At 39.0% G+C, this 26,199-nt stretch carries 23 protein-coding genes; 6 read left to right on the top strand and 17 right to left on the bottom strand.

Features of this window, described 5'->3' with window-relative positions:
• Positions 1–22 precede the first annotated feature (22 nt).
• Complete coding sequence (gene lgt, locus IRT38_RS05365; RefSeq protein WP_194597133.1) at positions 23–835, bottom strand: prolipoprotein diacylglyceryl transferase; 813 nt, start codon at positions 833–835, stop codon at positions 23–25.
• A gap of 105 nt (positions 836–940) precedes the next feature.
• On the opposite strand from lgt, the gene IRT38_RS05370 reads away from it, so the two are divergent.
• Positions 941–1,723 (top strand): NRDE family protein, encoded by a 783-nt coding sequence (locus IRT38_RS05370; RefSeq protein WP_004951887.1) that lies wholly within the window; start codon positions 941–943, stop codon positions 1,721–1,723.
• A gap of 49 nt (positions 1,724–1,772) precedes the next feature.
• Here the strand turns inward: IRT38_RS05370 and IRT38_RS05375 are convergent, their stop codons facing one another.
• From IRT38_RS05375 to IRT38_RS05430, 12 genes are all read right to left on the bottom strand, one after another.
• Entirely contained in the window at positions 1,773–3,971 is a 2,199-nt protein-coding gene (locus IRT38_RS05375) for a PhoX family protein (protein WP_194597134.1), read from the bottom strand.
• A 180-nt stretch (positions 3,972–4,151) separates the two neighbouring features.
• A complete protein-coding gene (gene tatC / locus IRT38_RS05380) occupies positions 4,152–4,862 on the bottom strand; it encodes a twin-arginine translocase subunit TatC (protein WP_373866019.1) in 711 nt (236 codons plus the stop codon).
• Positions 4,863–4,933: 71 nt separating this feature from the next.
• Positions 4,934–5,377 carry a Sec-independent protein translocase protein TatB gene (gene tatB / locus IRT38_RS05385; RefSeq protein ID WP_004760685.1) on the bottom strand — a complete coding sequence of 148 codons (444 nt, stop codon included), beginning with the start codon at positions 5,375–5,377 and terminating at the stop codon, positions 4,934–4,936.
• Positions 5,378–5,389: 12 nt separating this feature from the next.
• The gene (gene tatA / locus IRT38_RS05390; protein WP_004760687.1) at positions 5,390–5,605 is read right to left on the bottom strand and encodes a Sec-independent protein translocase subunit TatA; all 216 of its coding nucleotides are present in this window, start codon (positions 5,603–5,605) and stop codon (positions 5,390–5,392) included.
• A 243-nt stretch (positions 5,606–5,848) separates the two neighbouring features.
• On the bottom strand, positions 5,849–6,472 hold the full coding sequence (gene rdgB, locus IRT38_RS05395; RefSeq protein WP_194597135.1) for an RdgB/HAM1 family non-canonical purine NTP pyrophosphatase: 624 nt from the start codon (positions 6,470–6,472) through the stop codon (positions 5,849–5,851).
• An 88-nt stretch (positions 6,473–6,560) separates the two neighbouring features.
• Positions 6,561–7,265: an endonuclease/exonuclease/phosphatase family protein gene (locus tag IRT38_RS05400; RefSeq protein ID WP_039908540.1), complete on the bottom strand. Its 705-nt coding sequence runs from the start codon at positions 7,263–7,265 to the stop codon at positions 6,561–6,563.
• A gap of 75 nt (positions 7,266–7,340) precedes the next feature.
• On the bottom strand, positions 7,341–7,928 hold the full coding sequence (locus tag IRT38_RS05405; protein WP_194597136.1) for a tetratricopeptide repeat protein: 588 nt from the start codon (positions 7,926–7,928) through the stop codon (positions 7,341–7,343).
• Positions 7,925–8,518 carry a methionine biosynthesis protein MetW gene (gene metW, locus IRT38_RS05410; protein WP_004909236.1) on the bottom strand — a complete coding sequence of 198 codons (594 nt, stop codon included), beginning with the start codon at positions 8,516–8,518 and terminating at the stop codon, positions 7,925–7,927. Before metW ends, IRT38_RS05405 begins: the two co-directional genes overlap by 4 nt.
• On the bottom strand, positions 8,518–9,678 hold the full coding sequence (locus IRT38_RS05415) for a homoserine O-acetyltransferase (RefSeq protein ID WP_004951903.1): 1,161 nt from the start codon (positions 9,676–9,678) through the stop codon (positions 8,518–8,520). Before IRT38_RS05415 ends, metW begins: the two co-directional genes overlap by 1 nt.
• 99 nt (positions 9,679–9,777) lie before the next feature.
• Positions 9,778–11,475: a 2-isopropylmalate synthase gene (leuA, locus tag IRT38_RS05420; protein WP_194597137.1), complete on the bottom strand. Its 1,698-nt coding sequence runs from the start codon at positions 11,473–11,475 to the stop codon at positions 9,778–9,780.
• Positions 11,476–11,930: 455 nt separating this feature from the next.
• Entirely contained in the window at positions 11,931–12,614 is a 684-nt protein-coding gene (locus IRT38_RS05425) for a Fe2+-dependent dioxygenase (RefSeq protein WP_004678505.1), read from the bottom strand.
• Between the two features lie 96 nt (positions 12,615–12,710).
• Complete coding sequence (locus tag IRT38_RS05430) at positions 12,711–14,975, bottom strand: TonB-dependent receptor (protein WP_194597138.1); 2,265 nt, start codon at positions 14,973–14,975, stop codon at positions 12,711–12,713.
• A gap of 384 nt (positions 14,976–15,359) precedes the next feature.
• On the opposite strand from IRT38_RS05430, the gene tig reads away from it, so the two are divergent.
• From tig to IRT38_RS05450, 4 genes are all read left to right on the top strand, one after another.
• The gene (tig, locus tag IRT38_RS05435) at positions 15,360–16,691 is read left to right on the top strand and encodes a trigger factor (protein WP_004909227.1); all 1,332 of its coding nucleotides are present in this window, start codon (positions 15,360–15,362) and stop codon (positions 16,689–16,691) included.
• A gap of 197 nt (positions 16,692–16,888) precedes the next feature.
• On the top strand, positions 16,889–17,494 hold the full coding sequence (gene clpP / locus IRT38_RS05440) for an ATP-dependent Clp endopeptidase proteolytic subunit ClpP (protein WP_004909225.1): 606 nt from the start codon (positions 16,889–16,891) through the stop codon (positions 17,492–17,494).
• 27 nt (positions 17,495–17,521) lie between these two features.
• Positions 17,522–18,832 (top strand): ATP-dependent Clp protease ATP-binding subunit ClpX, encoded by a 1,311-nt coding sequence (gene clpX, locus IRT38_RS05445; protein ID WP_112987309.1) that lies wholly within the window; start codon positions 17,522–17,524, stop codon positions 18,830–18,832.
• 151 nt (positions 18,833–18,983) lie between these two features.
• Positions 18,984–19,700, top strand: coding sequence for a DUF2846 domain-containing protein (locus IRT38_RS05450; protein WP_005403224.1), 717 nt, complete (start codon positions 18,984–18,986; stop codon positions 19,698–19,700).
• A gap of 23 nt (positions 19,701–19,723) precedes the next feature.
• Here the strand turns inward: IRT38_RS05450 and IRT38_RS05455 are convergent, their stop codons facing one another.
• From IRT38_RS05455 to IRT38_RS05465, 3 genes are all read right to left on the bottom strand, one after another.
• Positions 19,724–20,266 carry a DUF2059 domain-containing protein gene (locus tag IRT38_RS05455; RefSeq protein WP_039908525.1) on the bottom strand — a complete coding sequence of 181 codons (543 nt, stop codon included), beginning with the start codon at positions 20,264–20,266 and terminating at the stop codon, positions 19,724–19,726.
• Positions 20,267–20,365: 99 nt separating this feature from the next.
• Positions 20,366–21,892 carry a fumarate hydratase gene (locus IRT38_RS05460; RefSeq protein ID WP_004909213.1) on the bottom strand — a complete coding sequence of 509 codons (1,527 nt, stop codon included), beginning with the start codon at positions 21,890–21,892 and terminating at the stop codon, positions 20,366–20,368.
• A 139-nt stretch (positions 21,893–22,031) separates the two neighbouring features.
• Positions 22,032–22,898 (bottom strand): helix-turn-helix transcriptional regulator, encoded by an 867-nt coding sequence (locus IRT38_RS05465; protein WP_194597139.1) that lies wholly within the window; start codon positions 22,896–22,898, stop codon positions 22,032–22,034.
• 182 nt (positions 22,899–23,080) lie between these two features.
• Here IRT38_RS05465 and IRT38_RS05470 point away from each other — a divergent pair, with 182 nt between their 5' ends.
• The gene (locus tag IRT38_RS05470; protein ID WP_194597140.1) at positions 23,081–23,977 is read left to right on the top strand and encodes a DMT family transporter; all 897 of its coding nucleotides are present in this window, start codon (positions 23,081–23,083) and stop codon (positions 23,975–23,977) included.
• A gap of 68 nt (positions 23,978–24,045) precedes the next feature.
• Here the strand turns inward: IRT38_RS05470 and pta are convergent, their stop codons facing one another.
• The gene (pta, locus tag IRT38_RS05475; RefSeq protein WP_004909207.1) at positions 24,046–26,181 is read right to left on the bottom strand and encodes a phosphate acetyltransferase; all 2,136 of its coding nucleotides are present in this window, start codon (positions 26,179–26,181) and stop codon (positions 24,046–24,048) included.
• Positions 26,182–26,199 lie beyond the last annotated feature (18 nt).

Below are 26,199 nucleotides of genomic sequence, written 5' to 3' on the forward strand. Positions count from 1 at the left end.
AGTGAGCATTTGCTCCCTTTAATTATTTTTTAAGCTGCCAATCATAGATATTTTTACGGTAGGCATACCAAATCATCCAGAGTCCAATGATGATCATTGGGAAGCTGAGAATCTGTCCTTTGGTCATCCAGCCGAATAAGATAAAACCTTGGTCTGCATCGGGTTGACGGAAGAATTCCATAAAGAAACGAGCGACTCCATAACCAACCAAGAACAAAGCAGATACTGCCATGCGAGGGCGTGGTTTAGAGCTAAACCACCATAAGACGATAAATAGAATCAGACCTTCACAGATTGCTTGATAGATTTGCGATGGATGACGAACCAAACCTAAAGGGTCAGTTGGGAAAATCATAGCAAATGCATAGTTCGGATCTTGAACTTGGCGACCATAAAGTTCACCACCAATAAAATTCCCAAAACGACCAAACATCAAGCCTGTCGGTACGCATGGAGCGATAAAGTCTAAAGTCTCGAACCAAGTCTTTTGATATTTTTTACACCAAAATAACATGGCAATAATGACACCAAGGAAACCACCATGGAAACTCATACCGCCTGTCCACACTTGGAATAACCAAAGTGGATTTTCCAGAAATTTCCCAAACTCATAAAATAAGACGTAACCGACGCGTCCGCCGAGCACTACACCTAATGCACCGTAGAACACAAGGTCGGAAATCATATCTCCTGTCCAGCCATCACGTTGTTTGGCACGATAGGAGGCGAGTCCCCATGCAAAAAGAAATGCCAATAAATACATAAGTCCATACCAATGTACTTTGACAGGTCCTAAACTCAATGCAACTGGATCTATATTTGGATAGGTCAGCATTGCTGTTCCTCAATTTTGAATTTGAAATTAAGTTTTGAGTAGATTGTAGCGGAATGATCTGAAAAATGTTGTACATTCAATGTGTAAAGATGTGAGAACAAAATAATGTGTATTGTTGCTTTTGCATGGCATGTGCTTGAAGACATGCCACTTTGTTTACTTTCAAATCGAGATGAATTTTACCATCGACCGAGCGCAATGCTGCATTCATGGGAGCAGAGTTCGATCATAGCAGGCAAAGATTTGCAATCGGGTGGATCATGGATGGGGGTCACAGCTTCAGGTCGCTGGGCGATTGTGACTAATTTTCGTAATGGACGAGATCAAAATCATTACGAACCTTCACGTGGCAAACTCATTCAAGATTTTTTAGAAAGTGATTTAGCACCTATACGTTTTGCTCAACAATTGGAAGGCAAACAACAGGATTATGCAGGATTTAACCTGTTTGTCGGCGATAGAGAACAGGCTGTTTACATGAGTAATCGGGGAGAAGCACCACAGGTTTTGGCAAATGGTGTATATGTCGTTTCAAATGGGCTAATGTCAGAGGACTGGGAGAAAACGAAGCATTTGCGTAAGCGGTTTACCCAAGAATTTTTGCCGATGTTACAGCAGACTCATATTCCTCAACATGATCTAAATTATGCTGCATGGGATATTTTGGAAGATGAGCGGAAAATTATTCCAGATCTATTACCCGATACGGGGATTAGTAAAGAAATGGAAGAGTTACTTTCTTCGACTTTTATTCAAAGTCCGATATATGGCACACGATGTTCCAATTTTTTAAGAATGACAACAGACCAGTGGCAATGGATTGAAAAAACACAACAAGGTGAACAGCAAGGAAATTTCATCGAATTAACTATTCCATTAGTAAAATAAAAAAAGAGCCTATCGTTGTAGATAGGCTCTTTTGGGGTGATTTTAGGGTTTAGCCTGCAATCACACCACCATCTTTACGAGTGATCACAACAGTCGCTGAACGTGGACGTGCAGTTTTGTTGCTTGGGTTCGTTTGAGTTGCTGGCCAGTTACTTGAAGGAGATGCATAGTCTGCAGAGTCTTCACCTGGATGCTGAACATTAATAAAGATTGCTTTGTAATCTGGTGTCATTGTTACACCTGTAATTTCACACTCTTTAGGTCCTACAAGGAAGCGACGCAAAGTTTCATCTGTTACTTTCTTACCAACTAAGGTTTCAGTACCATTTGAAGTCGTTGCTTTTGCTCCATCTCCAACTTGACCTGGAAGTGCAGCAAGCATCATACAGTTCGTTACATCAGTATACGCGCCGTCATCTGTTTGAATCCAAAGTACACCACGTGGGTCAAACCACATACCATCAGGGCTTGAAAGATCATTATTATCTGTCAAACCTGAAAGGTTGATGTTTGCAGCTCCGGATGCCTCAGCACCAAATAGATAGATATCCCAGTTGAAGCTTTCAGCAGTTGTTTTATCAGCTGTTTCACGCAAGCGAATAATATGACCGTTTACATTACCTTTATTGGTTTTTGTACCTGCATATTGGTCTTCGTAAAAGCGAGGATTTGCTGCATCTGTTGGATAGTTAGTACCGCGATTTGAGTTATTGGTTAATGTAACGTAAACCTCTCCATTTTCAGGGTTAACCGCACACCACTCAGGGCGATCCATTTTTGTTGCGCCAACTGCATCAGCTGCTAAACGAGCAAAAGTGACAACATCAGCTTGTGAACTAAATGGATAGACTGAATTGCTTTGGTTCAAACCATTCTTACCAAAGGCTAACTCAATCCATTGACCCGTACCGTCATTATTGAATTTGGCAACATAAAGTTTACCTGCATTCATGTATTTATCACCAGCAGCATAGCCACCATTGATATCTTTTGGATCCCATTTTGCATCAGATACAAACTTGTAGATATATTCTCCACGAGAGTCGTCACCCATATAAAAAGCAAGATTTTCTCCTGCAATTACACGGCTAGTACGGCAATCCTCATGAGCAAAACGACCTAAAGACGTACGTTTAACCGGATTTTGACGACCATCAAATGGGTCAATTTCTACCATCCAACCAAATGTATTTGGTGCATTACGGTAATCATTACCCGCTATTTCAGCTTTTACATCTGCATTCCAGCGATCATAAAGATCTTGTGAAAGTACACCAGCTTTTACTGTTTCCCAGCCATAACGAGAGCTTGAACCTGCTTTTAAACCATAGCGTTTAAGCGCAATGATTTCTTCTGGACGACGCAAGGTGTCATCTGTCGCACTACGAGCAAAGTAACCAATAAAGTTTTCTTCAGTCGTCAGGTAAGTTCCCCAAGGTGTATAACCATTACCGCAGTTATTATGTGTACCACGAGTTTGACGAGCTGCTGGAGAGTAGGCAGTAGCTAGAAGGGTTGAACCTGCAGCAGCACCAGCAAAATCCATCACTGTAGAACCTGTAATACGACGGTTAAAAACTGAGTTTTTAACCACTTCTACTTTTTGCGAAGTTTTGTCTTTTTTGATTTCGATTACCGAAACACCGTGAGCATTCACTTCACGAATGACTTCATCTTCAGGTCGACGACCATCAACTTTCGTTGGTCCCTTAGGATGAAGGAAGGTTGGATTGATATATTCATGGTTCATAACTAATAAACCACGTTCAGATACATTTGCATCGTAACGTTGAGTTGAGCTATTTAAACCAAAGAATGTCATACCATCATGGCAATCACCAGAACGATATTCAAAACTTAAACCTGAAGGAATATTGTTATCATCCCACGCACCGTAAGCAGGATTGATTGAATCCCCTAAAGCATAAAGTACAGTTGCTTCATAACCTTCAGGCACTGTTACGATGTCATTTAGATTTTTAGCAACAGGAGAGAAGTTTAATTTTTCTGGTTTTTTATTTGGATCAACAGGTGTTGGCGGTGTTCCACCATTATTGCTCGAGTTATTATCGTCGTCGTTACAGCCAGTTAATGTCGATGCTAAAGTTAATGCAACAGCACCACTCGCAGTTTTAGTGATGAGACTGCGGCGGCTAATGTGCTGTTCTAAAATGTCACGGAAATGAATATTATCCGATGTGTTGTTATCCAACTCTTGATCTTCATGATATGGCGATAGCTCGGTCATGGAATTTTTCCTAAAAAATATAACAGTTGTTCTAAAAGTTTTCCCCCAATAAACTTAATGTTTAAATGTGACGAAGCCTTGACACTTGTGTGACAGCTTTGTGAAAAATCAATTAAAAATTAAAGTAATAAAATTAAAAAACAGGCGAGAAGCCTGTTTGTAGTTATAAGAACTAAGTAATCAAGTTGTTTTTCTTTTTTCGATAATCTTGCCAAAAAATAATCCAATCTCAAACAATAACCACATCGGAACGGCTAACATGATCATAGAAATAGCATCAGGCGGTGTAACAAACATTGCTACGAAAAAACAGCCAACAATGATAAATCTTCGTTTCTCAATCAAACTTTGTGTACTCACGACTCCAATCAGAATCAAAAGCAGTGTAATCACTGGAATTTCGAAGGTTAAACCAAATACAAGAAATAGCTTTAAACAGAACGCTAGATAGCTATTGATATCTGTCATTGGCGCTACAGTTTCAGGTGAAACACTGATGAAAAAATGTAAAATCGAAGGTAATGCAACAAAATATGCAAAGGCAATTCCTGCATAAAATAGAAAAATACTGCTTAGTAATAAAGGAAGAGCAAGTGTCTTTTCGCGTTCATATAATGCAGGTTTAGCAAATGCCCAAATCTGATAAATAATAAAAGGCATTGCTAACATCAGTGCAACAAAAAAGTTCAGCTTAAAGGGCGCCATGAATGTTGCAGTCACATCTGTTGCGATCATTGATGAGCTAACAGGAAGCTGTGCTCGCAAAGGTTCAGAAAGTAACTGATAGGTACGATTTGCAAATGGTAATAAACAAAAGAATAGGAGTAATAAAACTCCAACGATCTTGAATAAATGCTGACGCAAGATCATTAAATGCTTGGTAATCGGCATTTCTTCAAGTTCAATCTTTTGCTTTGATTCGTCAATCGATTGAGCAGGTAACTGAGAATGAGAGGATGTACTCATACGGCCACCTTAAATTCAGGTTGATGATCTGGTGCAGGAAAAATAGTGGTCTGAGCCTTTTGAATATTTTTTTCCACATATACAAATGAAGAATGCTCTTTCACATAGTGATAAGTAGGATAACTAATGTTATCTGTTGTTTGTTCTTGTTTGCTTGGTTGAACAAACATTTCTCGTTTTTGTTGTTCGAGCTCAGACATTTGAGCTTGCATTTTTTGTTCTAGTTCAGCAATACGTTGCATTTCTTGCTGCATCTGCTCGCGTAATTCAGATAGGCGTAATTCACGATCAATATCGTTTTGCACATTACTGACAAGGCGCTTCACTTTGCCATACCATTTCCCGACAAAGCGAGCTGCTTGAGGTAATTTATCTGGTCCAAGCACAAGTAAAGCAATAATGCCGAACACCAAAAGTTCGGACATTCCAACATCTAACATATTGTTGCTCGCTTAACTTTTGATTGAGCTTTCAGTATTTTTTACTTGTGCATCAATCGTACGGGGTTCATTTAGAGATGCTGCCGCTTCGTCATCTTTCATTGATTTTTTGAAATCTTTAACTGCACCACCGACATCTTTACCTAAGTTTTTAAGCTTTGATGTACCGAAAAGTAAAATAACTACGATTGCGAAAATGAGTACGTGCCAAATTGATAAACCAGCCATAATTTTATTCCTATACAAACTTTGTATATATCTCAACAGCTTGGCATGACAAATATGTGACACTTATATTGCAATTTTGCGACAGAGGGATAAATAGCTTTAAATAGTTGAATAGGTAATTTTATTTTTTGGTTTGTAATCAAGGTTTAACACAAGGTTTTTGTTATTCTAAATTCAGCGTATTTGATTTTTATTTTATCTAAAAGTGCTCTAGTTTTTATTAACTAGAGCACGCAGTGCGATTTATATTAAGCTAGCTTTGAAGAGCTGCATCGCTTTGCCACGATGACTGATTTTACTTTTTTCTTCTTTGCTGAGTTCAGCACTTGAACAGTTACGTTCAGCTACCCAAAAGAGGGGATCATAACCAAATCCATTTTCTCCGCGAGCAGTTTCTAAAATTTCACCTTTCCAAATACCTTGAAAGATTTGTGGTAGAGGGTCTTCGGCATGGGTGACCAATGCTAGTACACAAACAAACATGCCTTCAATCACTTCGCCGTCTTTGCGGAAAGGTGCGAGGTCAGCTAAAAGTTTTTGGTTATTGGCAGCATCGTTACCATGTTCGCCAGCATATCGCGCTGAGTAAATACCTGGTGCACCATCTAAGAATGGCACACATAAACCCGAGTCATCTGCAATAGCAGGTTTGCCTGAAAATTTAGATGCATGGCGAGCTTTAATAATTGCATTTTCAACAAAGCTTAAACCATCTTCAATCGCATCTTCGATATTGAGTTTACCTTGAGGAATGATTTCGACGGGTAGATTGAGTTGTTGAAATAGATGATCAAATTCAGCAATTTTACCTTTGTTATTGCTTGCAAGCACAAGGCTGCGTTGATTAAGCCATAATGGAGTAGACATATATATTTTAGATCAGCTCAGATTGAGTGGGATTTTAATATGTTATTTTAAGATAGAATAGAAAATTGTTTAAATAAGATAAATTAGTTCAAGTATTAAGATCGAATAATATTGGTAAGTGGTCACTATATTGAAGCCATTCATCTTTATCAAAAATTTTAAAATGTGAGTTTCTTCCAGAGAATAAACTAGTATGACTAAATAAATAATCGATATGATAATTTTTTTCTTGGTTTCGATTCATAAAAAAAGTTGAATTCTTTTCCTTGCCTTGTTCTTCATTTGTTAGTTCATGGTAAAGACTATGGATATTCATTGTTTTTAGCTGATTGACCACATCACTGTGATTCCACCAACGATCCCATACATCCCATTGAGCGTTGCTATTTAAATCTCCACAAATAATAGTTGCTTTTGTTGCAATAGCTGTATTATGTAATTGTAAATATTTCCATAGTTGTCCGATGTATTGGAATGTTGGAGAGTTAGCATATTTTGTCCAAACAGCTAACAATTGAAAGTCATCATTGATTTTAAGTGGTAAGAATAGTTCTAGGTTTGAATCTTCCCAATATAACTGTTCTAATTTAAATTGCTCTTTAGCAAAAACTCCTAATCCTTTGTTTTTATTATGGCCTTTCCATATTCGATTAGGTAGCCAACTATCATAAGTTCCTTGAGACTTTTCTTCACTTTCACATTCTTGAATTATGTATATGTCTGCATCAATCTCTTTTAATAATTCAATTTTCTTTCTGAAAGCACCATTACAGTTCCAAGTTAAAATTTTCAATTTTATTCCTTTATTAATAAAAAACCGACTCTCAACAGTCGGTTTTTTTAAATAAATCAGGTGATCTAAACTAGTTTACTGCGCTTGAATCCATTTATCAGCACGGTCACGTGCGGTACGGATTTGCTCTTGAGTTAAGTTTGCAGCCAAAGCTGTTTTCTTACCTTCAGAAAGACTAATCACTTTAGTATCGAGCATGCCATCACGTGTTGAAAGCTCATACCACTGATACGCACCTACGTAGTTTTTCTTTTGCTCTTCCATCATGGCTAGATTGAAGCTTGCACGATTGTCGCCGTTACTTGCTGCTTTTTCGAAATATTTGCGAGCCAATACTTCATCTTTCTTTGTGCCAATGCCATCTGCATACATACGACCAACATTCAGTTGAGCCGCAGAGATACCTTGATCGGCAGCAGCCTTAAACAATGCAAAAGCTTGTTTCTCGTCTTTAGCGACATCTTTACCATATTGATAGCGTGTAGCTAGATAAAACTGCGCACCAGCTTGACCAGCTTTTGCAGCGCTTTGTAACTCGCCAATACTCATCACAGAGTATCTAGCTGCTTGTGTTGCTACAGACTGTGGTTGAGCAACATACTCTGCATGCGTTTGAAAGCTGACTATGCCAAATAAAAACGTGCTGATTAATGTCTTTTTCATAGAGCGCTCACTCGATAAATTGCGACTTCACCAAATAGGTTCGGCATATGCTTACTCAGCACACTACCTTGTTGGTCACCATTAACGGCAAGTCGATTAATAATTTTAATTCCGTTTTCTGCACATAAGGCTTCGAAATCACGGAAAGTACATAAATGAATATTTGGGGTGTTATACCACATATAGGGTAAAGCTTCAGAAACAGGCATTTTTCCTTTCAATGCAAGAAAAGAACGAGTCTTCCAATACGCAAAGTTTGGAAAAGTAATAATTGCCTGTTTTCCGACACGCACCATATCACGAAGTAATACATCGGGCGCATCTACAGCTTGCAAAGCTTGTGCCATAACCACAGAGTCAAACGACTGGTCGGCAAAACGGCTTAAACCCAAGTTTAAATCCTGTTGGATAATATTTAACCCTCGACTGATGGCAATTGCAATCTTTTCTTGATCAATTTCTAAGCCATAAGCACGAATATTGTGCTGTTTGCTCATATGAGCCAACAGTTCGCCATCACCACAACCTAAGTCTAGTACGCTAGAATTAGGGCTAATCCATTTTTCGGCGAGTCGTTGATCTATACGCATTAGTGAAGCTCCTGCGGTGTCGATTGCAACTGTTGTTCTCCACCTAAAAATGCTCGAAGTGTTTTGACATAAAGCGGAATTGGGAATAAGAACGAGTCATGCCCTTGTTCAGCATCGATATCTAAATAGCTGACAGGTTTATGATTATCAATCAAAGCATCAACCAATTCTTGTGAGCGACTCGGGCTAAAACGCCAGTCAGTCGTAAATGAAATCACCAAAAATTTACATTTAGGCTTGCTCATTGCTTTAGTCAATGAATGTTCATACTCACGAGATGGATCAAAATAATCCAAGGCTTTGGTCATAATCAAGTAAGTATTTGCATCAAAATTGCGACTAAATTGTTCGCCTTGATAACGTAAATAACTTTCAACTTGGAATTCGACATCAAAGCCGTACATAAATTTGCCTGATTTGAGATCACGACCAAATTTCTGTTTCATCGCTTCTTCAGACAAATAAGTAATATGACCAACCATACGAGCCAAAATCAAACCGCGTTTTGGATAACTGTCATGTTCAAGATAACGACCGTGATGGAAGTCAGGGTCGGATAGAATTGATTGGCGAGCAACTTCATTAAAGGCAATATTTTGTGCAGAAAGTTTAGGTGCACTGGCAATAATTGCACACTTTTGTAAGCGGTCAGGATAATCCAATGACCATTGTAATGCTTGCATTCCGCCTAAGGAGCCACCAATCACCGCATACCAAATATCAATACCAAGACGATCAGATAGCATGGCTTGAGTTTTTACCCAGTCACGAACTGTAACTAGTGGGAAATCAGGACCATAAGGACGGTTTTCATTTTCTGGATTTGGTGAAGTTGGTCCTGTAGAACCATTACAGCCACCGATATTATTTAAAGAAACGACAAAAAAATGATTTGTATCAATCGCTTTTCCAGGTCCAATACAACTGTCCCACCAGCCAGCCTTTTTATCATCCTCATGATGATAGCCTGCGGCATGATGATGACCTGACAATGCATGACAAATTAAAATGGCATTCGATTTATCTGCATTGAGTGTTCCATAGGTTTCAACCATTAAATCAAAACGGGGCAGAATACGCCCGCATTCAAGTTCAAGAGGTTGTTCGAACTGAAACTTTTGTGGTGTGACTAAACCCACTGAATCCGATGGAAAAGACACTGGAATAATTCGCCTGTATAAATCTTTTATCAATAATGAAAAGGATACCAATTCAGGTATCCTTTCAAAAGCCATTTTTTCTGTTATTACAACATAAGCTTAGACTGCGGCAGCAACCACTTGATCAGTTGTTAATACACCTTGTTCGATCAAACGGTTTGTACATGCAATAATCGCATCGATTGAAGAGGTTACGATGTTGTCGTGTACACCTGCACCAAATGCACTCTTACCTGTACCTTTGACTTGAAGTTCAATCAATGCAAGGGCTTTGGCATTTGCACCTGAACTAATACTACGTTCTTCATAGTTCACAACGTCAATCGGCAACTGTAAAGCATTTAACATTGCTGAGATTGGGCCGTTACCTTCACCACGTAGGCGTTGAATTTCACCTTCAATTTCAATATCTAATTCAATGATTTGTGTGCCATTGATGTCTGATAATTGATAATGTTTAGTTTGGTAGTGATGGTTTTTGATATCGACATAAGTTTTCTCAAACAATGTCCAGATCTCGTGTGCACTGATTTCAGTACCATTCTCATCAGTATGTTGTTGAACAATTTGACTAAATTCAATCTGAACACGACGTGGCAATGCAACGTTATAGTTTGATTCTAATAAATATGCGATACCACCTTTACCTGATTGACTATTTACACGAATAACAGCGTCATAGTCACGACCTAAATCTTTAGGATCGATTGGTAAATAAGGCATATCCCAAATTTCTTCGTTTTTCTGGAACTCAAAGCCTTTTTTGATCGCATCTTGGTGAGAACCAGAGAAAGCTGTGAAGACTAAATCACCTGCATATGGATGACGAGGGTGAACAGGTAAGCCCGTGCATTCTTCAACAGTTGCAATGATTTCGTTGATGTTCGAGAAATCTAAATTTGGTGCAACACCTTGGGTATACATGTTCAAGGCAATTGCTGCAACATCGACATTACCCGTACGTTCGCCATTTCCAAACACACAACCCTCAACACGGTCAGCACCTGCCATAATGGCTAATTCAGATGCAGCAATACCACAACCACGGTCATTGTGACAGTGAACTGAGATAATTACGCCATCACGACGTTGCAAGTTACGGTGCATCCACTCAATTTGATCTGCATAAACATTTGGTGTTGAAACTTCAACTGTTGCAGGTAAGTTCAAAATCACTTTATTGGTTGGAGATGCTTCCCAAATTTCAGTAACCGCATCACAAACATCCTTGGCAACTTCTAATTCTGTTGCTGAGAAACATTCAGGGCTATATTGGAAAATCCATTCTGTTTCAGGATATTGTGCTGCATATTCTTTCACTTTATTCGCAGCATTAATCGCAAGTTGTTTAGCACCATTTACGTCTACATTCAAAACTTTTTGACGGAAAGTCGGAGAGTTCGAGTTATAGATATGCACAATTGCACGTTTAGCACCAATTAATGACTCGAAAGTACGCTCAATCAAATGATCACGAGCTTGAACCAAGACTTCGATATAAACATCATCAGGAATCAAATTTTCTTCGATTAACATACGGGTAAAATCGAAATCAATTTGAGACGCAGATGGGAAACCAATTTCAATATGTTTAAAGCCGATTTTGACTAACATATGGAACATTTTTAATTTTTGATCCATATTCATTGGTTCAAAAATCGCTTGGTTACCATCACGAAGGTCGGTACTCATCCAAATCGGTGCTTGGTTGATTTCGTTATTCGGCCATTGACGATCTGGTAAATCCACTCGTTGATACATACGGCGGTATTTTTTGCTTGGGTCAGCCAACATCATGAGGTAACTCCTTGTCATAGCAGGGGTCGCGAATTTTTATAAATGCAACATACTATAAATATATATGGTGTCTATACGAATAAATTAAAAGAGAATATTTGGATCGAATGCCTTCAAACTTAGGCAATAAAATTTATACGCGCGCGAGGCGCAGCATCAGGAGAGCAGCAAGATGGTTTATATTCGACGGATGGGTAAAGCCGTAATTTGTTTTCATCATCAACCATTCAAAATTATGATTCGGTTTTGCAGCTATATTAATCATCTAATAAAAATCAGTCTAGGTGAAAATAAGCTGGCTGCAAAGGTCTATAACAGCATTCTAGCTCTTAATTGTGGAAAATGTTTTCCTGTTTTTTGCAAGAATTGATAGTTGAGTGGGATATTTTTTCTAAATCAGTCTATTTTTTAATAAAAATTATAGAATTTATTCAGCATGACGAAAAATGAAGTGGTCAGAGTTCTGACCACATACGAATGAGATTGTGATAAATATTGGTGAGTTTCATTACTTCTGGGTATGCATCACCATGATCTATGCGAAGTTGACGAATACTTTCATCCAAATTAAAGAGCATATGACGCTTTTGATCATCTCTAATCAAACTCTGTACCCAAAAAAATGAAGCAAATCGGGTACCACGCGTAATACTACTGACTTCATGCAAGCTTGTTGAAGGGTAGAGTACGACATCACCTGCTGGTAATTTCACTTCATGGTAGCCATAAGTATCTTCAATAACGAGATCACCACCATCATATTCTTCAGGTTCACTCAAAAATAAAGTACACGATAAATCTGTACGAAGTTGTTGATGAGTCCCTCTCACTAAACGAATTGAATTATCGACATGAAAACCAAAACTTTCGTGTTCATCGTAGCGATTAAACAAAGGTGGAATCATTTGCTTGGGGAGTGCAGCTGCTTGGAAAGTTGGATTTTTCCAAATTGCATCCATCACAAGTGCACTAAGTTGGTGGGTTAAAGGGTCACTCTCTGAAAGTTGTTGATTACGTTTTACGGATGCTGAGAGTGTGCCAGCTGTAATTTTTCCACCGACCCAATCTGCTGCTTCCATTAATTTACGGAATTCGGCGACTTGTTCTTTTGTCAAAACATTCGGAATGTGATGGATCACTGAGCATATCCCTTTCAATTGATTATTATAAAAAATAGCCTCATAGTGAGGCTATTTTAGATGAGTTTAAGTAAATACCCTAGTTTTTTAAGGGATTTAGTACTTAAAGTTGATCGCAAGAACTGCGTTGCGGCCATCACCTTCATTTGCATAGTGAGAGGTATAAGCACTTGTAAAGTAACGCTTATCAGAAATGTTGTTAACATTTAGCTGAAGATCGACATTTTCATCAACTTCGTACTGAAGCATTGCATTATAGATAGTGAATGTTGGCAAGATTTTCGGTGATGTTGTGTCAGAGAAAACTTTATCACGATATTGAACACCGGCGCCTAAGGTTAGTTTTGGTAAAACTTGGTAGGTTGTCCACAAGCTAGCGCTGTTTTTTGCAACAAATGGTAGTGGTTTGCCTTCTTGAGCAACCTTGTTGTACGCAGCTTTCTCTACTTTACTGTCAAGGTAGCTATAACCTAAAGCCATTTCCCATTTGTCAGTAATATGACCAGTTAAGCCCAGTTCAAAACCATCAACTTTGCTTTCACCAGCATTTGCTGATGTTTCGGCATCAATTGCGATACGTGTATTTTGTTTTTCTGTTCGGAAAAGTGCAGCATTAATGTTTGCACGGTTTTCCCAGAGACTCCATTTTGTACCTACTTCATATGTACGAGCTTTTTCTGGATCAAGCGTCTGATTTGCCGCATCCATATCTACATCGACATCAATACCTACAGGGTTTGCAGAAGTCGCAAAGCTTGCATAGATGCTACCGTGTTCAGTAGGACGGAATACTACACCAGCTTGATATGAGAAGAAATCCGTATCATTGCTATATACTGTTCCTGCAGGAGTTGTGGTTGAACCTCTTACGAAATCTTTCTTAAAGTCCAATTCAGAGTCAAATTGATCCCAACGTACACCTAGATTTAGTAACCAGTATTTATTGAATTCAATACTGTCTAAAGCATAGACTGATACCGTTTCATTGGTTGTGATTCTTTGTTTTAGGTTTGCTGTGGTTGTACCTAACCAAGGTGCATTGCCAGATGGATTACTTAAGCTTGTGCACCAACCATCATTATTTTGACAGGTATTATTGAAACCTGTAGTTGAAACAGCAATATTACCATTCTTATCTAGGTAGCCGGGGTATGTCATGTTGTAAGTACCACGTTCGGTCTCTTCATGACTATATTCAGCACCCACATTAAAACTATGTGTCAATAAACCTGTTTTGAGCTTGCCAGTTAAAGACAGTTGATCTGTGAAGGCTTGTGTTTCTCGAATCGATTGGGTTGCACGACGCCAAACTTTATCGCTATAGATATTGCCTTTAGAATCGTCTGGGTTTGTATTGATATAGTCTGCTTTGGATAAACTATAAGATGCAGTATTACTCAGTGTTAAATCATCATTAAAATCATGTTCAAGTTTCAATGAGCCGATGTGATTTTCACGTTTATCAAAGTCACGTGCTTTCCAGCCGTAATATGCACCCTGTTTTACATCAACAGGTTTCCCATCGCCTTTTACAGAGCCGGTTGGTGCTGATGCTGGAACGTTAGAGTTGTTAAATGGAACACCTGAATCAGGTTCATCGTTGCTTTTTAAGAAATAATAACTCAATGTTGCACGGTTTGGAGAACCTAAGCCCAATACAAGACTAGGTGCGATACCAACGCGTGAGTATTCTGCACCATTACTTTGTCCTGGCTTTTCATTTTCATGACCCATAACGACAACACGACCGGCAACACCATTACCAAAGTCTTTGTTGGCATCAAGCTGAATGTGTTTGTAGTTGTCAGTACCACCCGCAACAGTACCTTGATATTGGGTACCCTCATGAGCAATTTTAGGAATTAGGTTGATGCTACCACCGACTCCGTTGCCACCTGTTAAAGCAGAACTTGAACCCTTGGTAACTTCAACTTGCTCAATTGCAAACATATCACGAGATTGGGCGCTTGAGTTTCTCACACCATCTACGTAAATTGCAGATTGACTGTTGTAACCACGAATATATGGAATATCTGTATAAGGGGCACCACCTTCACCAGCTCCAAGTGTTATGCCAGGTTCATTGCGGAGAGCCTCAAGTAGGGTATTTGAGTTAGTTTCTTGAAGTAATTTTTGAGAAAGAATTGAAACTGATTTTGGTGTGTCTTTGAGTGGGGCGACATATTTATTGTTTGCAGATACATCAACTTTTAATTGTTCAGCAGTTGCTTCTGCATGAATCGTTGGAAGTTGAACCACATTTTCTTTATCTTGCGCGATTGCTGCAGTTGCAATCATAGAAAGAGATGATGCAATCGCAGATGAAACAAACTTCTTACGTGTTCTGATAAAAGAAGACATATCGTATCCATGTAAACCTTAAAATTCATGCAAATAATAATTATTCTTATTCTTATATGCAATTTTTCTCGATTGGATTTAACGATGCTTAGATCATGTAAATTTGGAAAAAGAAATAGAATAGTGTAGCGAAATGTAAGATTGTGTTGTAATTGATTGGGTGAAAATTAAGCATATTGATCTAATAGAATTCTTCACGAAATTACCCAAGAACAACCGAGTTTATTCATAAACTATGAAAAATAATAAATCGTGGGTGACTTGCTGATATGTTCAGATCAACTTTTACTGCTAGAATGCTTGTCGAATTTTGTATATCAGCAAAGTTGTCATATAATGTGGCACTTTAAAAATTGTTACTACTAACTATATATCGAGGAAGCCATGCAAGTAACGACTGAAGCGGTTTCGGGCGTTGCCCGTCGTTTAAATGTTTCTGTACCGACGAGCCGTGTTAACGAGCAATTTGAAGCTCGCTTAAAACGCACTGCCAAAACTGTGAAGATCAACGGCTTCCGTCCAGGTAAAGTGCCTTTAAATGTTGTTCGCCGTGAATATGGTGCGAGCATCTATCAAGAAGTTGTGAATGACCTTATTCGTGATACAGTATTCGAAGCAATTCAACAAGAAAAAATCAATGCTGTAGGCATGCCGAACATTGAAAAAGTTGAAAACAAAGATGACGCTTTAGTTTATGAAGCGACTGTAGAAGTGTATCCAGAAGTAGAAGTTAAATCTTTTGCTGACTTAGAGATTGATCGTAAATCATCTGAAATCAACGATGCAGACGTTGATGTAATGATTGAAAACTTACAAAAGCAACGTGCTTCTTGGACTGAAACCAAAGGCATGGCGAAAAAAGATATGCAAGTGACTTTCGATTTTGAAGGTACTGTTGATGGTGAGAAGTTTGAAGGCGGTGCAGCTGAAGACTTTAAACTTGTTCTTGGTTCAGGTCGTATGATTCCTGGCTTTGAAGACGGTATCGTTGGCATGAAGAAAGGCGAAGAGAAAGTTATTGATGTAACTTTCCCTGAAGACTATCAAGCTGAAAACTTAGCAGGTAAAGCAGCTCAGTTTAAAATTACTGTGAAACTTGTTGAAAAACAAAAGCTTCCAGAGATTGATGCTGAATTCTTAAAAATCTTTGGTTTAACTGAAGAAGAAGGCTTAGACAAGTTAAAAGCTGACGTTCGTAAAAACATGGAACGTGAAGTTCGTAACGGTCTTCGCAACCAAGTTAAACAAGCTGCGTTTGATGCGCTTGTAGCTGCGAACGAAATCGAAGTTCCAGCATCAATGGTTGCTCAAGAAATTGATCGTCAACGTCAACAAATGATCCAACAATTCACTCAACAGTTTGGTGCTCAAGGTGCAGGCGCATTTGACAGCAGCATGCTTCCAGATGAATTGTTCAAAGAACAAGCTGAAAAATCAGTGAAGCTTGGTGTATTGGTAAGCAAAGTATTAGCTGATGCTAAACTTGAAGTTGACCAAGCACGCGTTGATGCTTATATCAATGACATGGCTTCTTCTTATGAAGATCCAACAGAAGTTGTTGAATACTTCAAAAATGACAAACAACAACGTGCTCAAATCGAAGCAGTTGTGTTAGAAGACCAAGTTGTTGATCACATCTTGGCTGCTGCTAAAGTAAATGATGTGGCTGTAAGCTACGAAGACTTATTAAAAGAACAACAAGCTCGCCGTGGCTAATCTTTTAAAAGTTGAAAAGAAAGGCGCGTAATGCGCCTTTTTTTATATGTGTTATGAATGTGTTAATTTGTCTAAAAAATGCCAGATTTTAGTCTAAATATTCGAATATTTCAGATTGAACCTTTTGCAATTTCAGCGATTATCCCTCATATTGTTGGCATAGATCGAGTCACAATAATTTAGGAATAAGTAAACATATGTATGTTCCAACAATTGAAAATGCTTTAGTTCCTGTTGTCGTTGAACAATCATCTCGTGGTGAGCGTTCTTTTGATATTTACTCACGTTTGTTACGTGAGCGTGTTATTTTCTTGACAGGTGAAGTTGAAGATAACATGGCGAATTTAATCGTCGCGCAGATGTTATTTTTAGAAGCAGAAAACCCAGAAAAAGATATTCACCTTTATATTAACTCTCCAGGTGGTTCGGTAACGGCAGGTATGGCAATTTACGATACCATGCAGTTTATTAAGCCTGATGTTGTGACATACTGTATGGGGCAAGCTGCCTCTATGGGTGCATTCCTTTTGAATGCTGGTGCAAAAGGTAAACGTTATTGCTTGGAAAATGCACGTGTGATGATCCATCAACCATTAGGTGGTTTCCGTGGACAAGCATCTGATATTGAAATCCATGCACGTGAGATTTTGTTTATTAAAGAGCGTTTAAATCGTTTAATGGCGCAACATAGCGGGCAGGATTACGAGACAGTTGCTCGTGATACTGATCGTGATAATTTCATGACGGCTGAAGCTGCAAAACAGTATGGTTTGGTTGATCAAGTCCTTAGTAAGCGTCCGTAATTTTTAAGATTCAAGATGGGAGTAAATATGTCCGAACATCCTCAAGGACAAAAACATTGTTCATTTTGCGGTAAAACGCAGTCTGAAGTCGGGAAACTGATTGCAGGTGAGGACGCATATATTTGTAATGAATGTGTAGATGTGTGCTTAGACTTAGTTCAAACAAGTCAACAGGTTGAAGCGGGTGATTGGGCAACCAAACCATTGCCAAAGCCACATGAAATACGTGCAGCACTTGATCAATATGTTATTGGGCAAGATCTTGCGAAGAAAACGTTATCTGTTGCGGTGTATAACCACTATAAGCGTTTGAAAGTTGGGCAAACACATCATGCACATCAAGACATCGAAATTGCTAAGAGTAATATTTTATTAATTGGACCAACAGGTTCTGGTAAGACTTTACTTGCTCAAACACTTGCACGTTTACTTGATGTCCCTTTTGCTATGGCGGATGCGACAACACTTACCGAAGCGGGTTACGTGGGTGAAGATGTTGAAAATATCGTGCAAAAATTGCTGCAAAAGGCAGATTATGATGTAGAGAAAGCTCAAAAAGGCATTATCTATATTGATGAAATCGACAAGATCACGCGTAAGTCTGAGAATCCATCGATTACTCGCGATGTTTCGGGTGAGGGTGTACAACAAGCATTATTAAAAATGATTGAAGGTACAGTGGCTTCGATTCCTCCACAAGGAGGGCGTAAGCATCCTCAACAAGAATTTATCCAAATCGATACTTCAAATATATTATTTATTTGCGGTGGCGCATTCTCAGGTTTGGAAAAAATTGTACAGCAACGTCAGGAAAAAGGCGGTATCGGTTTCACAGCTGATGTGAAAAATAAAGATGACAGTAAAAAAGTCTCTGAATTATTCCGTCAAGTTGAAGCAACAGATTTGGTGAAATTTGGTTTAATTCCTGAATTTATCGGTCGTTTGCCAGTGATTGCAACGCTTGATGAGTTGGATGAAGAAGCATTGATGCAGATTTTGACTGAACCAAAAAATGCATTAACTCGGCAATATCAGTATTTATTCACGATGGAAGATGTTGACCTCGTATTTGATGAGTCTGCATTACGAGCAGTAGCGAAGAAAGCTCTTGAGCGCAATACTGGCGCACGTGGTCTACGTTCTATCTTGGAAAATGTACTACTTGAAACAATGTATGATTTACCAAGTCGCAAAGATGTAGGCACGGTTATTGTTGATGAGGCTGTGATTAATGGAACAGCTAAACCGACATATAAGCCAGAGCGTTTACCACAAACGACGACAGCTGAATTGATTGAGAAGAAAGATTTGAAAGTTGTAGATTCAAAATCTGCTTAATTCACATTCATCTAAAAAAGCATGAAAGGCTTAGCTTTTCATGCTTTTTTTATTTGCAATTGAACGGTGAGGTGTTAATCTTAAAAATTGAATAATCCGCATAGTTTTGCGCTGTTAAAAATAAATCCAAGAAAACGCCTTGAGGGATGTCATGCGTTATTTAATATTGTCATTATGTTGTGTAGGGATTTTGGCGGGCTGTCAAAGTCATAAAGCAGTTGAAGAAAATCCAGTCGTCTTAACAGCAACTTTACCTCCTGTCGATACAGATAAGAAACCAGGTTTATTTGATCAATATCATGTGGGTGGTTTTACTGTTGGTGGATGGGTAAACCAAAAATTAGGTCAATATTACGCTCCTATCAAGCCACAAAATGAGCAAGCCGCGGTAGTCTATTTATATCGCCCAGACACTCGCTGGAATCGCCAAGAAATTGCTGCTGCTAATCTATTTATCAATGGTCATCGCATTCCAAGTCTATTACATAATCATTATTATTGGTTGGAATTACCAGCTGGAACTTATCGCTTAAGTGTAAGTCGTCCTCTAGCAGGCCTACATTTTCAAAAACCGAAATATTTAGATTTTACAGTTGATGCAGCCCAAACTTATTTCATTAAATATGACGAAGAGAATAAGTTACCAAGAAGTGAACCAACAGGTCCATTTATGTCAATGCCAGAGAAAGTGGCACGTCAAGAAATTGCATTTACTCGATTAAAATCATCTAGTTATAATTTTGTTGCGCAAGATGCCTCAGGTAAAGTTCGTTCTAAGCCTCAGGAGTTAAAACCTGCTAAATATGATCAAAAGTCAGAGGTTCACTTGGTTAAACCATTTAAACTTTGGAATCCTTTAACTTGGTAATTGATTGTATTAATGAGCAATTTCTATTCCTGTTGAATTAGTGGTTGAATGATAGATAGAAATTGCTCTTTCAATTGAATGCTTTGTTCGGGATCGCTTAGCGTTTTTTGACTTAGGGTATTCATATATTGAAATACATTTGTACTAATCTGTAAGTTTTTCTGATTGATTGACTTACCTTCAGGGGTTTTTAAAAACTTTAAATAAGCCTGAATTTCTTCTTCACTGAGTGTGTCTTTATAAATTTTTTCAATCGCTTGAATTGTTTCAGGTCGAGCAAATAATTTTGAACTGGTCTCTTTTAATAATTGGCTGAGTTCTAATACTGCTAAGAGTTCTTGATTGGTTGTTAATTTTTCTTTATTTAAAATACCTAAAATAATCCTTTCAGCTTCTAAGTCTAAAGCAGGTTGCATTTCTTCAAAGGAGTTGTTCAGTACTTTTTCTAAGTCACTGGCTTTAATTAATTCTTGAACAGATTTAGTTTGCGCAGGAGTAGCTGATACATCCTGTGAAGTACAAATAGCAAGGCATAGCAATAGATAATGGAATGGATTTATGTTCATATTTGCCTCGTTATTGTTATTCATTTTTATAATTTAACAGAAGCTTTAAATAAAAAAATAGCCGAATGCAGTGATTCGGCTATTTTTTTGATGAGCGGATTATTGTGCCGCAGCATCTACAACTGGAATTTTACCAATTTTTGCTTGCCAGATTTTTGGAGCAGTTGCGTGGATAGACGTACCATTCACATCAACGGCAACAGAAACAGGCATATCTTCAACCACAAATTTGTAGATTGCTTCCATACCTAGGTCAGCAAATGCAACAACTTCAGCTTCACGTACAGCTTTAGAAACGAGGTAAGCAGCGCCACCCACAGCCATTAAGTAAGTTGCTTTATTGTCTTTGATTGCTTCAACAGCCGCTGGACCACGATCCGCTTTACCGATCATGCCGAACAAGCCAGTTGCTTCTAAGACTTGACGTGTAAATTTATCCATACGCGTTGCAGTTGTAGGACCAGCAGGACCAACGACTTCATCACGAACAGGATCAACAGGACCAACGTAGTAAATGAATTTACCTTTTAAGTCGACTGGAAGTTCTTCACCATTATTTAACATGTCGACCATGCGCTTATGTGCAGCATCACGACCTGTATAAATTGTACCGTTAAGAAGTAATGTATCACCTGGTTTCCAAGAATTCATTTCTTCTTGTGTAATGGTATCAAGATTCACACGTTTTGATTGAGATGAATCCCAAGTTACAGCAGGGTAGTCTTCAAGTTTAGGTGCTTGGATGTGTGCTACACCTGTACCATCTAACTGGAAGTGTGCGTGGCGTGTGGCAGCACAGTTCGGAATCATACCCACTGGTTTACCCGCAGCGTGACATGGGTAATCCTTGATTTTAATATCAAGAACAGTTGTCAAACCACCAAGACCTTGAGCACCAATGCCCAGTGCATTTACTTTTTCGAAGATCTCGATACGGAGTTCTTCCATCTTGCTTTGTGGACCACGACGAAGTAATTCGTCCATGTTGATTTCTTCCATAAGTGCTTCTTTTGCAAGCATCATGGCTTTTTCAGCAGTACCACCGATACCAATACCGAGCATACCTGGTGGGCACCAGCCTGCACCCATCGTTGGTACAGTTTTAAGTACCCAATCTACGATTGAATCAGATGGGTTTAGCATCGCAAGTTTAGATTTATTTTCTGAACCGCCACCTTTAGCCGCAACGGTAATATCAACTTTATTACCAGGTACGAGTTTGTAGTGGATGACAGCAGGTGTATTGTCTTTGGTGTTTTTACGACCAAAAGCTGGATCAGCAAGCACTGAAGCACGAAGTACGTTTGAGTTTTCTAAGTAACCTTGGCGTACACCTTCGTTCACTGCATCGTCTAAGCTCATGGTTAAATCAAATTTAACATCTAAGCCGACTTCAAGGAAAACGTTGACGATCCCTGTATCTTGACAGATTGGTCGATGACCTTCAGCACACATACGTGAGTTGATGAGGATTTGAGCAATTGCATCTTTTGCAGCTTTGTTTTCTTCACGATCATAAGCACGGCTCATCGCTTGGATGAAGTCTTGAGGGTGATAGTAAGAAATAAACTGGAGGGCATCCTTGATTGATGTAATCAAGTCATCTTGTTTGATGATCGTTGTCATATCAAAATTCTCTTGAGCGGGCGATAAGCTGGCGGGCTAAATTATATGACAAAAAGCTTGGATTGTGGGAGTTTTAAACGACTTTTGGCTAAAGGTCTATATGCAAAAGTAGATTTTTAAATATGTGAAACTTCAAAGATTAGCTTAGGTTTTTTCGCAGCAGTGAAGGTGCGTATCCAAAATGTTTTTTAAAACGATGGCTAAAATGGCTGCTCGAGCTAAAGCCATATCGCATTGAAATTTCAGTTAAATTTAATTTGGTTGCGTGTAGAGCTTGATGGGCTAACTCAAGTCGACGTTGCATGACGTATTGGTGTGGTGGCATTTTCATAGATTGTTTGAACATATGCGCAAAATGATATTCACTTAATTGCGCTTGTTCGGCTAAATCCGTGAGCGTCAAACTTAAATGCAAATGTTGATCAATCCATTGCAAAACTTGTTTGAGCACATATGGTGAAAGCCCACCTTTTACGACAGGTGCTTGCCAGTGTGCATGACTATAATTCTTGATGAGATGATTAAGCAATAGCGTAGTTGCTGTACTCATCTGTAAATGATTTTCGCGGTTTTCCCATTCAGCATTGAGTAAAAAATGCCGATAGATCATTGAGATTTGGGGATCGGCGACGAAGATTTGTGGATTTAAAATAATTTGGCTAGGTTCTTTATCCCAAACTTGTTCTGCTACACGTTTTAGATGTTGTTCTGTGTAGTAAAGATGAACAAAAGTTAGTGGATCACGCAAGTCCCAGGTCGACTCATAATCTTGGGGCATGAGGCACATACGGTCAGGCCCACCGCCATTGTGCCAACCTTGAGGTGTCTTTTGATAACTCTGATAACCACCATGAATATACATACTTAAAGTATGATGATTGCTACAGACATTGACGCGATCTTGATTATTTTCCCACATGGCCAATTGCATACCTGAACCCAATTCAACTGAGTCAAGCAATTGAGCTTTATGTTGCTGTAATTGATCTAGAATCTGATATTTCATCTTCTATACAAAGTGTTAAGTATGATTGTATTAAGTGTAGGACGTTCAGCCTTAGTTGTCATCTGAATATAACGAACATTAAAAAACGCAAGCTAATGACAATCATCACAAGAAAATGAAAGAAAAGAAATGCTGCAAAGATGCAAACTTTACAGTGTGGTATTAAGTTTGGTTAAAAAGCTATGAATGCATTGTTATATGCTTTGGTTGTGGTGATCTGGGGGACGACATGGATCGCAATTACACTGCAACAGCAAAGTGAAATATCGACCACAGTTGCGGTGTTTTGGCGATTTTTTATTTCAGCAATTGTCTTGTTCGCTTTTATTGTGATGAGTCGCAAGTTGCAAAAACTGGCAACTCAAGATCATTTATTTTGCATGTTGCAGGCATGCTGTATTTTTGGATTTAACTTTGTCTGTTTCTATTATGCAGTGCAATACATTAGTAGTGGCTTAGAAGCAGTGATCTTTTCGATGGCTGTGATTTTCAACACGATCAATACCAAACTATTTTTTGCTCAGCACATATCGTCCCGTTTTTATCCTGCTGCATTATTTGGTCTGTTTGGGATCATCGCTTTGTTTTGGCACGATGTCATGGGTACAACCTTGAATAGCAATATGTTGATGGGTATTGGATTGTGTATTTTAGGAACTTATGGTTTTTCTCTGGGCAATATGATTAGTACGCGCCATCAAAAACATGGATTGGATATTTTTACGACTAATGCCTATGCAATGTTGTATGGTTCTTTGCTAATGGCTTTAATTTCATGGTTTAAGCATGACAACTTTTTTCCGAGCATGTCAGGGAGTTCGGTTAGCGCATTACTCTATTTAGCGATTTTTGGTTCAGTGATTGGCTTTACGGCTTACTTTTATTTGGTTGGTCGAATTGGAGCGGGGAAAGCTGCATATAGCACCTTGTTATTTCCTTTGGTGGCGTTGGTTATATCGACTATATGGGAAGGTTATCATTGGCAAATGCATGCGGTGATTGGTGTGATTCTCATTTTATGTGGTAATGCAATTTTTTTTATCAAACTGCCACGATTCAGAGCAATTAAAACTTCATAACCAAGAATATAAAAAAGCCATCAACTTTGATCAAGTGATGGCTTTTTCCTTATTGCAAAGAGATCAGACTAGTCTTGTTGCTTTGCCTGAATCGCAGTCAATGCAATGGTAAACACAATATCATCCACCAAAGCGCCACGAGACAAATCATTTACGGGCTTGTTTAAGCCTTGTAGCATCGGGCCGACACTTACAACATTGGCAGCACGTTGCACCGCTTTGTAGGTGGTATTACCTGTATTGAGGTCAGGGAAGATAAATACGTTGGCGCGACCAGCTACTTGCGAGTCTGGTGCTTTTTGGCGACCGACACTTTCAACGGACGCTGCATCGTATTGTAAAGGACCATCAATCAATAAATCAGGGCGGCGCTGTTTTGCAATTTTAGTCGCTTCTGCAACTTTTTCCACATCCGCACCAGTCCCCGAAGTTCCTGTTGAATAACTGATCATTGCAATACGAGGATCGAGACCAAAAGCTTTTGCAGAATCAGCCGATTGAATCGCAATCTCTGCAAGCTGTTCAGCATTTGGATCAGGATTAATTGCACAGTCACCGTATACATAGACTTCATCAGGCAATAGCATGAAAAAGATTGATGAAACCAGTGAGTAATTTGGTGCAGTTTTTATTAATTGAAATGCTGGACGTACAGTATTGGCCGTTGTATGAATGGCACCTGAAACTAAACCATCAACCTGATCAAGTGCTAGCATCATCGTACCGAGAACCACAGTGTCTTGCAGTTGAGCTTTAGCTTGTAGTGCATCAAGCTTACCTTTACGCAATTCAACCATCGGTTCAATATATTGGTCACGAATGCTGTCAGGGTCAATAATTTCTAAATCACTTGGTAGTTGAATGCCACGTGCTTTTGCAACCTCAGCAACTGATTCTGGTTTTGCAAGCAAAATACAGTGCGCGATTCCGCGAGATTGACAAATTGCAGCAGCTTGAACAGTACGTGGTTCATCACCTTCAGGTAGAACGATACGCTTCTTGGCTGCAATCGATTTTTGTACCAACTCATAGCGGAAAGCAGAAGGGGATAATCGTGGATGTAGATTATTCTGAGTGTGTTGATCAAGCCAGTTATTATCAATATGACTAGAAACAAAGCGAGTTACTTGTTCAGCACGCTCAGTATCATCGACTGGGATTTCATTACCAAAATGGTGCAAGCGCTGAGCAGTTTCTAGCGTGTCTAGAGGTGTATGTAAAATAGGTAAGCCTTGTTTTATGGCACCTTGGCAGAACTCTAGAACATTATTCGCTGGGGCCGATTGTTCTGTTAAAACTAATCCAGCTAAAGGAATCCCGTTGCTAGTTGCGACACTGGCTGCAAGTAAAGTATCAGTTCGCTGTGCTGCACTGATGATCAGCTCACCAGCAACGAATTTTTGCAATTCGGCTTCGATATCTGAAGCAATCAGGCTAGTATGGAGAATTCGACGTTGCTTCGCTTCGCCCTCATGTAACCAAGTCCCATCAACCACCGATGCAATGTCTAAACTGCGTGGAACACTCAGAATGTTGCTAAAAGGGACTAAACCAATAATCGGTAAGTCATCTGTGCCCATAAAACGATTATAACGTTGCAGTTCTTTTGAGAATTCTGCAATTTTTTCATCTAAACGTAAGCTTGGGTCGAGTGTAACAGGAATCTCAGCCGTGCCTTCCGGAAGTCCTTTGGTGCGCATAAAGAGCACACCTGTAGTACGTGCTGATGCAGCACCACCAAATTGACGTAGATGTGCATCAACTTTTTCAGCTGTTTTGCGTGGGTCTGCAAGATCAGCTGTACTGACTAATACGACTTGTGCATCTAGCGCTTGTGCAAGTGCGGCATTGATTTCACTAGCAAAATGATCCTGACCATTTGGAACAAGTCCTTCAACAATAATGACATCATGATTTGCAGCGATTTGACGATGTAAGGCAACTGCTTCTTCGAGTAATTCGTCAGTTTCACCTAAAGCAATCAGTTGAGTTAACTTTTCATAAATAATCGGTTCAACTGACTTATGTTGAAAAAGGTGACTATACAGCGTAGTAGTACGGTCAATGGTGGTATCTGCAATTTGTGAAAAAGGTTTTAGAAACCCTGCGTTAATCCCTTTGCAATCCAATGCGTAAATCATACCTAAGCATGCAGATGTTAAACCAACACCTTCACCTGTAGGGATCAATAAAATTGTATTCATAATGACCTTAATTTTTGT

This window comes from Acinetobacter sp. SK-43, assembly GCF_015351505.1.
GTDB lineage: Bacteria > Pseudomonadota > Gammaproteobacteria > Pseudomonadales > Moraxellaceae > Acinetobacter > Acinetobacter junii.